Origin of the sequence: Paracoccus binzhouensis (assembly GCF_016446475.1) — a bacterium.
Classification (GTDB): Bacteria; Pseudomonadota; Alphaproteobacteria; order Rhodobacterales; family Rhodobacteraceae; genus Paracoccus; species Paracoccus binzhouensis.
Genome location: NZ_JAEHFP010000035.1, coordinates 1 through 13,333, shown reverse-complemented (window position 1 = coordinate 13,333; position 13,333 = coordinate 1). Strand labels below are relative to the sequence as shown.

Below are 13,333 nucleotides of genomic sequence, written 5' to 3'. Positions count from 1 at the left end.
ACACATGTAAAAATTATATGGACAATTGTAGAGAGTCAAGATATCCTTCCCCCATGCCCTTCGAAGACGTCAAACACGCCCAACGTGCGCGCCTGGAGTACCTCGACAGATTGTTTTTCTGGGACGGGGCAGCGACTCGCGCTTCCTTGATCAAGCGTTTTGGTATTTCGAATGCACAGGCCGCTCTCGATTTTCGGGCTTACCTCGCTGAAGCGCCAAAAGACGCACTGCATTATGATGCGTCGTCGCGCCAATACCTTGCCCATGACAGCTTTGAACGGCTCAGTGGCAAGGCGTCCTCGATGGAGTTGGAGCAACTCTTGGTTGGCGCACCATTTTCCGCATTCGATAGATTGCCAGATTTGCAACGCACTCAGGACCTGCGTGTCTTACGGCCGCTCTACCGTGCCTTCAGGGCGAAAGAGGCAACGAGGATCGTTTATCAATCGATGCGAGATCCAGAACCGATGACTCGCTGGATTGCACCTGTTCGGTTCGCTTCTGATGGCGTTAGGCTTCACGTACGAGCCTGGTGTTTTGAACGTGAGGGTTTCCGTGACTTCCATCCTGCTCGCATAGACCCTGATCAGTCTTTCGCAAGAACCAAGCCAGCCGAGGCAGTGCCCCGAGATGACGATTGGTTCACTTGGGCCATCCTGAAACTCAAACCGCATTCAAGATTGACTGAGGCGCAGCAGCGCGTGGTCCGCATTGAATTTGGGTTCACCTCAGATGTGCTTGAGGCCAGAACCCGGAAAGCACTTGAGTTCTACACGGAACGCCGGTGGGGTCTTGAGCAAAAGGAACCTCGCCTTGAACGGGTCTCTATCGACTATGTCCCAATGACCGAGGAAGAGATCGATGCAAATTGATATGCGCCGTATTGATCCCTCCCTTAATATGAACCGGTTCTATTCCATGGAGCTGACCAAAGACCTCTTCGGCCAACACGGCGTCCATCGGCAATGGGGTCGCTTTGGGACTTGGGGGCGACATCGCCACGATTGGTACGCGACAAAAACCGAGGCTGAATCTGCGCTTTCCGATCTGGTCAAACAGAAGCTGGCGCGCGGTTATCTGATCAAACTGCCAGTGACAGAAGGCCAGGGGGTCTGAAATGTCATCGTTTGGGAAATGGTCGCAACAAGGTGTTCCCAAGAAGGGCTGGGCATGCATCGGATTTGAGGATCTTGGTGAACCCCCCACCCAATGTGAAATGTGCGAAAACCAGGACATCCGGTATGTTCACCAGATGCAGCACCCGGACTATCCGCACATTCTGGAGTGCGGCTGTGTTTGTGCTGGCAAGATGGAGGAAGATTACGCGGCCGCTTCCAAACGGGAATCCGACAGCAAGAACCTGACCCAACGGCGCGCGCGCTGGCTGACACGAAAATGGAAAGTCTCGCAAAGTGGAAATCACTACCTGAAAAGTAACCCTCCGGCGAGGACCGTCTGACGGGGCGCTGGAGGCGATGATAAGTCCGACGTTATGGTCGACCTTACGTTCACACCTCAAATCGAGATCCTGTCCGCCGAGGACGCGCCGCGGCGGCGGCACTGGAGCGACGCGGACAAGATCCGGGTGGTCGAGGAAAGTCATCAGGGACATCGTCAGGTCTCGGCAACCGCGCGGCGGCACGGCATCTGCCGTTCGCTTCTGACCATTTGGCGACGACAGTATCGGAACGGCGAGCTCACGACCCAGAGTGGCTCGGCGTTCGTGCCGGTCGAGATGCCCAACGAGATGGACACGCCGCTGCATCAACCCGCCCCGGTCGTCCAGATCGAGATCGTTCTGAGGAACGGATGCCGCCTGCTCGTGCCTTCGTCGGTGGACCCGGACGCATTGGCCAGGCTGCTGCCGATCCTCGAGGGCAAATGATCGCCTTCCCGGCGGGGGTGCGCGTGTGGATCGCTGGCGGGGTGACCGACATGCGGCGCGGCATGAACACGCTGGCGCTGACGGTCCAGCAGGGGATGGGGCGCGATCCGCATGCCGGAGAGGTCTTCTGCTTTCGTGGCCGCAAGGGCGACCTGGTCAAGCTGCTCTGGCATGACGGCGTCGGCATGTCGCTCTACACCAAGCGTCTCGAGGCCGGGAAGTTCATCTGGCCGACCAGCAGCAGCGGCGAGGCCGTGCAGATCTCCGCGGCGCAACTGGGGTATCTTCACGAAGGTGTTTGGGGATACCCCCTTTGGTGATACTGACGAATCTTTTCCGGAGGAGGTTCAGGTCCTTGATCCAGGCCATCCGCTCTTTGGGCGCAGGTTCCAGGTTCTTGGCCGCTCGTTGTTTCGCAGGGGCAGTTCTTCGCCCTTCTACGAGGTCGCGTATTGCGATGGCGTGACACTGAATGTGCCGGTGGCGGTGACCGAGCCGTGTGCTTTGCTGACTTCTCCTACCAAACTGAGCGTGGAGGCTTTGCTGGAGCTACTAAATGTGGTAAGTTTGGATCATGAGCACGGCACCCGAAGATCTTTGGACGATGCTGCCGGTGACGCTGAGGCGCCAGATCGTCGACGACATAGCCGTGGTTCTGGCGGAGGTCTTTCGTGATGTCCGAGTTGATCCAACTGGCGCATCTGAAGCGCAAGGCGGTCGTCTACATTCGGCAATCGACGCCGCATCAGGTCGTGAGCAACCAAGAGAGCCTGCGGCTGCAATACGCGCTCAGCCAACGCGCCCGCGATCTTGGATGGCATGAAGCCGACATTGACGTGATCGACGCCGATCTCGGTCTGAGCGGCGCCTCGGCCGCACATCGCAGCGGGTTCCAGGAACTTGTCGGTCGGGTCGGGCTCAGCGAAGTGGGGATGATCCTGTCCGTCGACGTGACGCGGCTCGCGCGTAACTGCTCGGATTGGTATCCTCTTTTGGACATCTGCGGGCTGCGGGGATGTCTGATCGCCGATCGCGACGGCGTCTATGACCCGGGCAGCGCCAACGGGCGCCTTCTGCTTGGCCTTAAGGGCACCATATCCGAACTCGAGCTGCATACGATCCGCAGCCGCCTGACGACGGGCTTGATCGCCAAGGCTCAGCGCGGGGAGCTCGCCCTCACCTTGCCGGTCGGTCTCGTGCGGGATGCCGGTGGTGTCGTGCTGAAGGATCCCGATATGGGTGTTCAGGACCGGCTTGGTCTTGTGTTCGAACTCTTTCTGAAGCTGCGCAGCATCGCCAAAGTGATGCGCATGCTGAACAATCGCGGTCTCGATCTGCCACGCCGGGACCGGCATGGCGAGTTGCACTGGGCGCGCGCGACGGTCTCCGCGGTTGCCACGATCCTGAAAAATCCCGCTTACGCAGGGGCCTTCGTCTATGGCCGAACCCGCATGCGGGAAGCCACGCCGGACAGCCGGTCTCCGGCAAAAGCGAAAGTGGCGAGATCTCTTGAAGAATGGCGCATCGTCGTGAAGGACCGGTATCCGGCCTATATAGACTGGCCGACTTATGAGAAAATCCGCAGCATCGTAAATGACAATCGGGCCGAGTATATGCGCACCAAGACACGAGGCATTCCCCGCGACGGCGACCTTCTTTTGCACGGCATCGTGTGGTGCGGACGGTGCGGCCACAAGATGTATGTCCGATACAAGGGCGGCGGAGAGTATGTCTGCAACCATTTACGCACCCATTCCGGATTGCCCACTTGCCAGCATATCCGGGCTCAGGCAGTGGACGCCGCTGTTGCCGACGCATTCCTGACCGCATTGGCTCCCGCGGAACTCGATGCCCTGTCGCGCGCCCGCCGGGCCCAGAGCAAGATCGACGGAGCCTTGCGTGCAAACGCCGAACGCGAGGTTGAACGCACACGCTATGCAGCCGCTTTGGCACAGCGACAGTATAATCGCGTCGACCCTGACAACCGTCTCGTGGCCGCCGAACTTGAACGTCGCTGGGAAAGCGCGCTGATGGAGGCTCGGGCGGCGGAGGCGGCGCTGGCCGAGCAGTCCGCACAGCAACCGCCCGCGCATGTTGCCCTGGGGAAAGCTCTTACCGGCAAGGTTGTGGCGCTGGCGGGGCGTCTACCACAAATCTGGACGGATCCCGATGTCACAGACGCGCATCGCAAGGCGCTCCTGCGCTGCCTAGTGGAGAAGGTGGTGCTCGACCGGACGCCCGAGAGCGCGCTGGTCCGCATCGTATGGCGCGGTGGGGCGGTTACCGACCTCGATATCAAAATGCGGGTCACGGCGATCGCAAAACTCGCTCGGGGTGGCGAAATGCGGGCGCGCCTGCTCGACTTGGCGAAAGAAGGCCGACCCGACAGTGAAATTGCTCGCCTTCTCACCGAAGAGGGTCACCGATCGGCCAACTGTGCCGACAAGGTTCTTCCCGTCACCGTGCAACGTATCCGGCTGGCCGAAGGCATCAAGGCGCCTCCTTCGTGCAGGCGGTGGGAGCACGATCCCGGCTTCCTGAGCACAACAGAACTTGCTGCCAAGTTGGGGATTCCGGTCAACTGGCTCTACGTCCAGATCAGGAAGAAGCGTATGCTCATCGAACCTCAGCCAACCGGTGCCTATCTGTTTCCCGACACTTCAGCAGTGTTGGACGGAGTGCAGAACCTGCGAAATCACGTGATCGGCGAACTGGATTTGAGAATCTGTCAGCCTGACAATGGGGGGTATCAACATGGGTGATCGCTGGAAGGGATCGACTGGCGTAATCCGCGCTGGACGCAGCGCCCGACGAAGGCGGGATAAAAGTGCGCGAAGCCCATATTTTGTTGGGTGTTCCATCCGTTCAGGATATGCTTCGGGCATGTCCGATACCGCCTCCGAGATTGCTCGACTGCGCGCCGCCCTGGCGGCGTCGGAAGCCCGTGCCGAGGCCGCCGAGAGCGAGCTGGCGCAGGCCCGGGCGGTAGTCTCGACTTCCGAGGCGATGATCAAGCACCTCAAACTGGAGATTGCCAGGCTCCGGCGGGACCACTACGGCCACAGCGCCGAACGCCGCGATCGCCTGATTGACCAGATGGAGATGCAGCTCGAGGAACTCGAGGCCGCGGCCACAGAGGACGAGATTGCCGCCGGGAAGGCGAAGACCACGGCGGTCGCCGGGTTCGAGCGCCGCCGCCCGGTGCGCAAGCCGTTCCCGGACCACCTGCCGCGCGAGCGCGTGGTGATCGACGCACCGACGGCCTGTTCCTGCTGTGGCTCGGATCGCATCGTGAAGATGGGCGAGGACATCACCGAGACGCTCGAGGTCATCCCCCGTCAGTGGAAGGTCATCCAGACGGTGCGGGAGAAGTTCACGTGCCGAGCCTGCGAGAAGATCAGCCAGCCGCCGGCCCCGTTCCACCCCACGCCCCGTGGCTGGGCCGGGCCGAACCTGCTGGCTATGATCCTGTTCGAGAAGTTTGGACAGCACCAGCCTCTGAACCGTCAGGCCGAGCGCTACGCCAGGGAAGGCGTCGACCTCAGCCTCTCGACGCTGGCCGACCAGGTCGGAGCCTGCACCGCGGCACTGGCACCGATCCATGCCCTGATCCGGAACCATGTTCTGGCGGCCGACCGTCTCCATGGGGACGACACCACCGTGCCGCTCTTGGCAAAGGGCGGCACGCAGACGGCCCGGCTCTGGACCTATGTTCGAGACGACCGACCCTTCGGCGGCGGCGCGCCACCGGCTGCGCTGTTCCACTTCTCGCGCGACAGGGGGATGGCCCACCCAAACCGGCATCTCGCAGGGTGGCAGGGCATCCTGCAAGCCGACGCTTACGGCGGTTACAACGACCTTTACCGGGGCGGCCGTGAGCCAGGCCCCGTCACCAGCGCCCTGTGCTGGAGCCATGCCCGACGGAAGTTCTTCGAACTTGCCGACATTCAGGGGCGCGCCCGCAAGGGGAAGGTCGCGCATGACATATCGCCCGTCGCACTCGAAGCCGTGGGTCGGATCGATGCCATCTTCGGCATCGAGCGCGGGATCAATGGCGTGGATGCCGGCACACGGCTCGACGCCCGGCAACGATTGACGGCCCCGCTCGTCGAAGACCTGCACGACTGGATGCGCACCGAGCTGGGCGTTCTGTCGCGGCATAACCCCGTCGCCAAGGCGATCGGCTACATGCTTGGTAAGGGCCGTTGGGCTGCCTTCACCCGGTTCCTCGAGGACGGGCGCATCTGCTTGACCAACAACGCCGCAGAACGGGCCCTGCGCGGTGTCGCGCTCGGGCGAAAATCATGGCTCTTCGCAGGATCAGAGCGCGGCGGCGACCGCGCGGCCTTCATATATTCCCTGATCGTCACCGCCAAGATGAACGATGTCGATCCGCAGGCATGGCTTGCCGACGTCCTCGGCAGGCTCCCCAACACAACGGCCTCAAAAGTCCCGGATCTCCTGCCGTGGAACTGGCAGCCATCGGAGCGCCAACTCGCTGCATAAACGCGGCCTACGCCGGATGCTTACCCTGAAAACGGACGGCTTCCACATTGTGGTCTTCCCGAAGGGCAGCAGATGGAGCGGAACGATCACCCGGTTAGGCACTGGGATCTCAACTCAGGCCCGCCGCCTCTACGATACCCAAGATAAGGCGAAGCTTGGTGCCTTTGATGGCATGATCTGGCTAAAAAGCCACTAAGTGGGACTGTCGGTTTGCCAAGGGTTTCCTGCGTGGCTTGATCGAGTTTTCATCTTTAACAATGCGAAACATACGCCTTATCCCTCACCATTTCGCACATAGGTCACGTAGAAGCCCTTGATAATTCGGTGCTCTTGCAAACGGTCCCCAAGTGAAAACCCATCCTTTCTGATGGGTGCTTGGAAAATATCGAGACCACGATCCAGCACGATTTTCCAGCCGGTGTCGGTGACGATATCGCGGGCATGCGCGGTGCCTGTACCATCGAACGCCCAGGTGAACTCAACGCCTGAACCGACGCAGGCGTCTGTGATTGAATCCAGCAATTCACGTTGTTTCGCGACGTTACCGTCATCAGGACCGGTTACAAGATGAACGCTGATCTGGTCTTCGGGCGACTTGCGCCGAATGACCATTTCGACGAACTCCATCATGTTTCGGATCTGGTAGAAGAACCGCACATAGGGGTCCGTCACGATAATCTTGGATGCGCCCGCAATGTACGGGCCAAAGAGGCGATCGTAACTGATCCCCTTGCGATCCTCAGTGAAGACGTGATGCCCTTCTTCCAGAGCAGGTTTTGCGTCTGTCTTGGCCGCAAAAGCGGGCTCCGCCGAGGTGCCGGAAGCTGATCCCGTTGCACCAACGTCCGAAGCGACATCGCCACCATCAGCCGGCGTGTCAGTCTGTTCCTGTTCTTTGGGGTCCAGCGCTGGCTTGAGATGGTAGAACTGCGGGTATTCTTCTTCCTCGACCGTCGTCACACGCCGCTTGGTGCCGTCGGTTCCGAGATAGTGGAAATCGACCTCGGGATAGGTACTGTCGATGCGCGCCAACTGGTCTTTGACCCGCTTACGGCTTTCCATGGCTAAGCGCAGCAGCTCTTCGACATCTTCCGCCGTCTCCCCGCCATTCGGGAAGATCAGCTTTAGAAGGCCCGACATCGTCTTGTAGATCGCATCCCGGTCCCGCGTGGAAATCTTCTCGCTGATTTTGAAGTGCTGGTCCGGCCGGTGCGAGAAATCCTCCTGGCGTAGGTGACGCAAGATTTCGGCCAGATAGTCGACGATGAAGCCGTACCCCTTGGTGAACATCTCGCCGCGGATAACGTCGATTTCCCAACCAGGCAGATAGGCATGCAGGCGGTCGATGAAGGCCGAGTCGTGGAACTGCGGCGGCAGGGCCTCAAAGAGGTCGCTGTTCTTAAGCATAAACGGCACGTTGTGGTCGGTGTTGCCCACAAACGCGAAACTGGCCTCGGCCCCCATCGGGTTCACCCCCCGGGAGAAGGTCTTGTTGGCCATATAGTTTTTCATGATGTCGACGAGAGCTTTGTTCGCCGTCTTTTCACGACCGGCAAACTCATCGAAGGCCACGACGTCCCAGTAGCCTACAAGGCCAATGCGGCCGTTCGAGTTGTTCACGAAGAGTTTCGGGATCGATACCTCACCGCCAGAGATCAGCTGGCCATGCGGGGAGAACTCGGAGTAGATGTGCGACTTGCCCGTGCCTTTGGGCCCAAGCTCGATGATGTTGTAGTTACGCTCCACGAAGGGAATCAGGCGCATGAGCTGCAACAGCTTGGCACGACGCCCAAAGGCTTCCGGGTTGAAGCCGATACTCTGCATCAGCAGGTCGATCCAATCGTCAGTGCCGAAATTCTCACGCGCTGCGCGGTAACTCTCATAGTCGACCTTGGCGATCTGAATGGGCTTGATGGTTTCGAGGATCCAGGGCGAGATGCGGGCATCCTCGGAAAACTCGTATTGCACATCCGCGATGCACCAGACGCCCGTCACAAGAAGCTTGGGGTGCGCCTTGATCGTGCCGCTGTCGACCGCGACCTTCTTGATGGCGAGGTTGTCGAAGGTGGCTTCGTAGCTGTCGGTCTTCTCATTCAGCGACACGCTGATCTGGTCGATGACCTTGTAGCGCCCCTTTTCCTTGATCGTCGACTGAATGAGCCCGGCTTCGCTACGGTGGACGTAATGCTTGCGCAGGATTTCTTTGACGGTTTCGATGCCCGTGGCGATCGATGCTTCGTCATCGGTGGCGCAATACTGGCCGAGGAGGTACTCGAGCACATAGGTTGGAACAATGGCGTTTCCCTTGACCGCCTTGACCAAGTCCTTGCGCACGACGAAACCCGCGAAGTGTTCATTGATCCTGGCGTCGAGATCACTCATGGGGCCGCTCCTCAAAAGTCAAAATCTGTTGTGATGCCACGTTTCAACTGGAAGCGGTGGCTTGTGTAGTCCTGGTAATGGCTGGTTTTGCCAACCCGCTCGCGCAGTTTCAGGAATACGTCCTGATTGTTGAAGTTATCCGCCTGACGCGACAGCAGGAATTTTCGCGGCATTTCACGTTCTCGGGCATTGTCCGAGGTGAAGTCGAACTGCAGAACATGCTCGTCTGAAATCAGCGTGCCGTCGGCGGCGTAGATTCCCGCGACCAACTCGCGGGCCTGCATTTTCTCGGAGACGGTTTGCGCTTGGTAGAAGATCACCGCGGTCTGCCCGGAGGTGATCTGGCTCCGGCCGGACACAATGATCTGCACCTCGACCTGGTTCACATCCGCCTCGCGTTGTTTGCCAACACGGATGACAGGGATGACGATTTCCTGCAGCGAAGCGCCACCATGGACAAACCGACTTCCCGCGCCTTTGACCCGAAGACGGTTGATAGAGTTCGGGATCAGGACATCGAGGTCGCCAGTGAGGCCCAGGTTGACCGAAGAGAACTTCTTCATGCCTGCGGTCTCATGAAGGCCACGACCGACGACGAACCGACGGTTCCGCATCAGAATTTCGTCGCCTTTGGGATCGGCGACTGCGAAGTCGCTCTCATCAAGCGCTCGGTGCTGGTAGAGGAAGCCATGATCTGCCGTGATTAGGATGTTCGAAAAGTTTGCCGAGGTCAGCTTTCGAACGAGTTTGGTCAGCTCTTCGATCGCGTCTTCGGCAGCCTTGGGCAGCTGATCCTCGGTCTGCAGCTTGTCCCCGATCGCGTCGATCAGGTTGTGATAGATGTAGACCACGTCGTTGTCGCGGAAGAGCTCTTTGCCCTCATCGACACGCATATCCAGTACATCGCGCGCCAAGAGGGCCTTGGTACGATCCCCTGCGCGTCCGGTTGCCAGAAGCTTTTCGCGCGCGGCGAGGCCTTGGGTACTCTCCCCACCTGACAGGACTGAACCCTGCCCATCGGTCGCAAAGCACAGGTCCCGGTTTGGCAGAAGCGCTGCCATACCGAGCTGTGTATAGCTCGGAAGCGCGCTGATCATGGGTTTCAGCTCGGCATCAAATCGGTTCAGCGCTCGTATGCGGCGCAGGCATTCCTCGGCTACCTCAAAGCGCAAAGCATCCGAAACGATGACCGCGACCTTCTGGTCCTTGCGACGGAACTCTGCGGCCTGCTCGAAATAGAAGGCGCTTTGGCGTGCGTATCCGGGAATGGCCCAATCGGTTAGCCCTGCGACCTGATCCTGCCAGGCATCGTTCAGCTTCAAGAGGTAGCTGTTGGTGTATCTGTTCTCGACCGCATCGTAGAGTTCCGAGAGTAGTGAGGCATGGCCGCTGCGCTGCATGTGGTAGATGAATTTGCGATAGAGCTGGTCGAGCTTGTACCAGCTGCTGACATACCGCTTCACCCCCTCGGCAGGGCTCGTCATCCCCAGATTGGCCTCGGCCAGCGCCTGTTGGAATTCGGTCGCAAAGCCAATCGCCTGATAGATATCCTCGTAGCTGCCATACCAATGGCTCTGCCGGCGCTCGCGGACCCATTTCAGCACCTCGGATGCGCTCACGGTCTGGGTCGACATCGCATGAACAAGCTGTCGAATGACGTGGCGATCGATTTCCTCGAAATGGTCGACCGCCATTACCGACCGGAAATCGCGCTTGGACAGATCTTCCGGGATCTTCAGCAGGCCCTGATAGCGTGCGGCCAGCGTCTCGAAGGCTGCTTCCCAGTGGCGGTTGTTCTTCCAGCGACGGAAGACCAGCAGTGCCTCGGCGTTCAGCTTGCCATCTTCGCCGAGCGCTCGCAGATACGCCGACTGGAAGAGCGCGATCGCAAAGTCCTCGAAATCGGGCTCGTCGGGCTGATAACCATAGGCATTTCCGACCTGCTTCCAGAACACCTCCATCAGGCCCGAACGCTCGATAAGCCGCATTGCATCATCGCGACCCTCAGCAAGCTCGCCCAACAGCGCCTCGACCACAGTATCAAGCCCACCTTCGGCGCCAGCACAGACGGCAAGCATGCGCAGCCGAACCTGCGATTGGGTATCGGCGGCATGCAAAAGCCGTTTCAATTCCGACACCCTCGCCTTGGACCGGTAGAACTCCATATGGTCGCGCACGACGTTTTCAAACTGCGGCGGCAGGCCCAGCTCGCCCAGCCAGCTCGCCGCCTGGTCCGCCTTGAACACCGCGGTCGCCAACTGCAGGTCCAGCAGCCAGTTCGCCGCGCTCAAAGGCTCTGGCCCGTCATGGAACACCAGAAACTTTGCCTTCGGCTCCTGGCGTAGCATCCGGTATTTGAGGCCGAACTGGTTGTTGGCGATCTCCACCTTGGTCACCCCAGCCAGATCGAGCGCATCGAACTCTGCTCGCATGTCGCGCGCTGCGTCATACCAGAAGACGATGCGATGCTCGTCGAAGAGGCGTCTTAGGCTGGCGGTGATCCGGTCAGTCATCCTTGGCCTCTAATCCGGGGATCTTCTTCAGCGCCGCGCCGAACTTCGGATAGTTGGCCTTCACACCGTCATCGAGATCGATCTCGATCTTGGCCTGCGCCAGCGGGAAGACGACATCTCGCTCCCATTCGTTCAGCTCGTCGATCTGCTTGGCGATGACGGCCATGTCTTTCAGCGCCTTGGTGCGCTGGCCTTGGTTGGCGCTCGGGTCGTCCGACAGCTTCTCAAGCCGGCCGCGCTCCCCTTCCAGCTTACTGATGAACTCGCGCAGGTAGTCGTTGAGCAGCACCGACACCGTATCGCCCCGATACCGGTGCATGTATATCAGCGCGTTGAATGTGCCCTTGGGGCTGGAGAACATCCAGTAAATCGGGCGCTTCTTGTAGCGCTTCACGTGGTCGGCGTAGAAATCCTTGGTGAAATACTTGCGGATGTCCTTGCCAAGGGCGTCCTCGATATAGCGCAGGTTCTCGCGGAAATGCGCCTCGCCGAAGGTCACGCGCAGGAACAGGCGGAAGCGTTCGGTGATGTCATCGGCGAACCAGTTTTCGTCGAGCACGGGGATCACGTTGTCGGCGTCGGGCATGAAACTCGGTTCCGGGATGCGGGCGAGGTAATCCTCAAGCCGCTCGCCCTGGTTGGCGAGAATCAGGCCAGGTTCGTCGAGGCTGTAGCGGCCGAACATGCAGCCCACGGCATAGCTGAGGAACTCGGCCATGGTGTCGGCGCGCAGCCGGGCTTCATTGGCCTCGACGTCGTTCTTCACGCCATAGCGATAGGCGGGGTTGCAGGTGAGGGTGATCTCGTTGAGCGGCACCTCGGGGGTCAACTCGTCTTGAAGGCCATAAGCGTCGATGAAGATGCGGTTGTTCTCTTCCTCCAGCCGCTGCATCTCCTCCGTCATGGACTGCCAATGAGTGCGGAGGGCGGCGTAGCTATCCTCCAGCGTCTCGCCGCGATGTTCGGGCGAGAGCAACGGGAGCGTGGTGAAATCCCAGGAGGTTTCGTAGGCGTCCCAGTCAGATTTGGCGATGCTGACGGCTTGGCCTGCCCTTGACGTAGCGGCATCGTTGATGGTTTGGCCGGAAATAAGAATTGGGAGTCTTCCGATTGGACCTTCGTGAAAGTCCAAGGTGGGGCTGGTGGCTTGAAGGAGGTGGCTGGTGATCTTGGTATTCAAAATGCCTAGAACTGATTTAGTTTGCAGAGCGTCGTCAAAGAAGATCATGGCCCCCTTTGTTTCAAATATTGAACCCTGTGGAGAATAACGAAGGGCAAAGTCTCCGGTGGAGATGGTGGACCATGTTAGCCCCTCACGAAAATACCGGTCACGGTTAATTACCCTCCCGTTTGATTTGACGCGAACGCCTGGCGTATTGTCGATGTAATCGCAAATCGTCTGGCCTTGGTTTTCGTAGTTCACTACAAAAAAGTTGTTGCCATACCATTTGCGAAACTCTCCCCCCTTGTTGACAGGGAACCATTTTAATCTCGTGGTGGCCGCCTCTTCCGGCGACAAGCCGAAACCTGAGCTTACGCGCTTAACTTCATGCCATTGCCGCAAGAAAAGGTCATTATTTGTTGTCGCCATGCCTTGGCGAGGATGCGCATGTTCTTTCAATTGGTCGAATGTTTCGAAAACATTAAGAGTTTCCGGGCTCAGCCAGTAGGCGATCGGCGATCCGGGGATTTTGCCAAGATCCTGCGCGGATGTTCGGAAATGCCACGCAGCCTTTGGCGATTGCACTGCTTGTACCAAGAGGTTTGCCTTTTCCGCTTCAGATTTTCCCTTCGTTAAGCGTAGGAAGTCTCCGGAAAATTGAAGGTATCTTGCGTTGCAAACCACAAAAGCGGTTGTGGATACAACTGCTCCTCCGATCGAGTCGAAGGCCCGCTCTCCCAGATGAGCCATGGAAAGAAAGGTCGACTTGGACAGGAGTTTGCCGCGCAGTTTTTCAACCGACATTCCCCAAGTGGCCCGCCGCTTGACTTCAAGATCGCCTGATTTTGCTCGCTGGGCAAGCGTTTTTCGCCCCGAGCGGTGTCT

General features: G+C 59.2%; 10 protein-coding genes. 7 read left to right on the top strand and 3 right to left on the bottom strand.

The window, feature by feature from the left end; all coding sequences use genetic code 11:
• Positions 1-53 precede the first annotated feature (53 nt).
• The 7 genes from I9P22_RS10300 (at position 54) to tnpC (ending at position 6,391) form a co-directional block, all read left to right on the top strand.
• The gene (locus I9P22_RS10300; protein ID WP_199259394.1) at positions 54-872 is read left to right on the top strand and encodes a WYL domain-containing protein; all 819 of its coding nucleotides are present in this window, start codon (positions 54-56) and stop codon (positions 870-872) included.
• Positions 862-1,116 carry a WGR domain-containing protein gene (locus I9P22_RS10295; RefSeq protein ID WP_081536358.1) on the top strand — a complete coding sequence of 85 codons (255 nt, stop codon included), beginning with the start codon at positions 862-864 and terminating at the stop codon, positions 1,114-1,116. The genes I9P22_RS10300 and I9P22_RS10295 overlap by 11 nt, the downstream gene beginning before the upstream one ends.
• A gap of 1 nt (position 1,117) precedes the next feature.
• Positions 1,118-1,459 (top strand): hypothetical protein, encoded by a 342-nt coding sequence (locus I9P22_RS10290; protein ID WP_199259393.1) that lies wholly within the window; start codon positions 1,118-1,120, stop codon positions 1,457-1,459.
• 33 nt (positions 1,460-1,492) lie between these two features.
• Complete coding sequence (gene tnpA / locus I9P22_RS10285) at positions 1,493-1,885, top strand: IS66-like element accessory protein TnpA (RefSeq protein ID WP_199259392.1); 393 nt, start codon at positions 1,493-1,495, stop codon at positions 1,883-1,885.
• Positions 1,882-2,205, top strand: coding sequence for an IS66 family insertion sequence element accessory protein TnpB (tnpB, locus tag I9P22_RS10280; protein ID WP_199259391.1), 324 nt, complete (start codon positions 1,882-1,884; stop codon positions 2,203-2,205). Before tnpA ends, tnpB begins: the two co-directional genes overlap by 4 nt.
• 354 nt (positions 2,206-2,559) lie before the next feature.
• Positions 2,560-4,647, top strand: coding sequence for a recombinase family protein (locus tag I9P22_RS10275; protein WP_199259390.1), 2,088 nt, complete (start codon positions 2,560-2,562; stop codon positions 4,645-4,647).
• A 121-nt stretch (positions 4,648-4,768) separates the two neighbouring features.
• Positions 4,769-6,391, top strand: coding sequence for an IS66 family transposase (gene tnpC / locus I9P22_RS10270; protein WP_199259389.1), 1,623 nt, complete (start codon positions 4,769-4,771; stop codon positions 6,389-6,391).
• Positions 6,392-6,664: 273 nt separating this feature from the next.
• Here the strand turns inward: tnpC and brxL are convergent, their stop codons facing one another.
• The 3 genes from brxL to pglX form a co-directional block, all read right to left on the bottom strand.
• Complete coding sequence (gene brxL, locus I9P22_RS10265) at positions 6,665-8,773, bottom strand: BREX system Lon protease-like protein BrxL (protein WP_199259388.1); 2,109 nt, start codon at positions 8,771-8,773, stop codon at positions 6,665-6,667.
• 11 nt (positions 8,774-8,784) lie between these two features.
• Positions 8,785-11,286, bottom strand: a complete 2,502-nt coding sequence (pglZ, locus tag I9P22_RS10260) for a BREX-1 system phosphatase PglZ type A (protein WP_199259387.1) — start codon at positions 11,284-11,286, stop codon at positions 8,785-8,787.
• Positions 11,279-13,333, bottom strand: a 2,055-nt coding sequence (gene pglX, locus I9P22_RS10255; protein WP_199259386.1) for a BREX-1 system adenine-specific DNA-methyltransferase PglX, incomplete at its 5' end; no start/stop codon positions are given. The genes pglZ and pglX, both read right to left, overlap by 8 nt.

Coding starts and splice junctions, on each gene's coding strand:
- tnpA (WP_199259392.1), top strand. CDS start 1,493: ATGGTCGACCTTACGTTCACACCTCAAATCGAGATCCTGTCCGCCGAG.
- brxL (WP_199259388.1), bottom strand. CDS start 8,773: ATGAGTGATCTCGACGCCAGGATCAATGAACACTTCGCGGGTTTCGTC.
- tnpC (WP_199259389.1), top strand. CDS start 4,769: ATGTCCGATACCGCCTCCGAGATTGCTCGACTGCGCGCCGCCCTGGCG.
- I9P22_RS10300 (WP_199259394.1), top strand. CDS start 54: ATGCCCTTCGAAGACGTCAAACACGCCCAACGTGCGCGCCTGGAGTAC.
- I9P22_RS10275 (WP_199259390.1), top strand. CDS start 2,560: ATGTCCGAGTTGATCCAACTGGCGCATCTGAAGCGCAAGGCGGTCGTC.
- tnpB (WP_199259391.1), top strand. CDS start 1,882: ATGATCGCCTTCCCGGCGGGGGTGCGCGTGTGGATCGCTGGCGGGGTG.
- pglZ (WP_199259387.1), bottom strand. CDS start 11,286: ATGACTGACCGGATCACCGCCAGCCTAAGACGCCTCTTCGACGAGCAT.
- I9P22_RS10290 (WP_199259393.1), top strand. CDS start 1,118: ATGTCATCGTTTGGGAAATGGTCGCAACAAGGTGTTCCCAAGAAGGGC.
- I9P22_RS10295 (WP_081536358.1), top strand. CDS start 862: ATGCAAATTGATATGCGCCGTATTGATCCCTCCCTTAATATGAACCGG.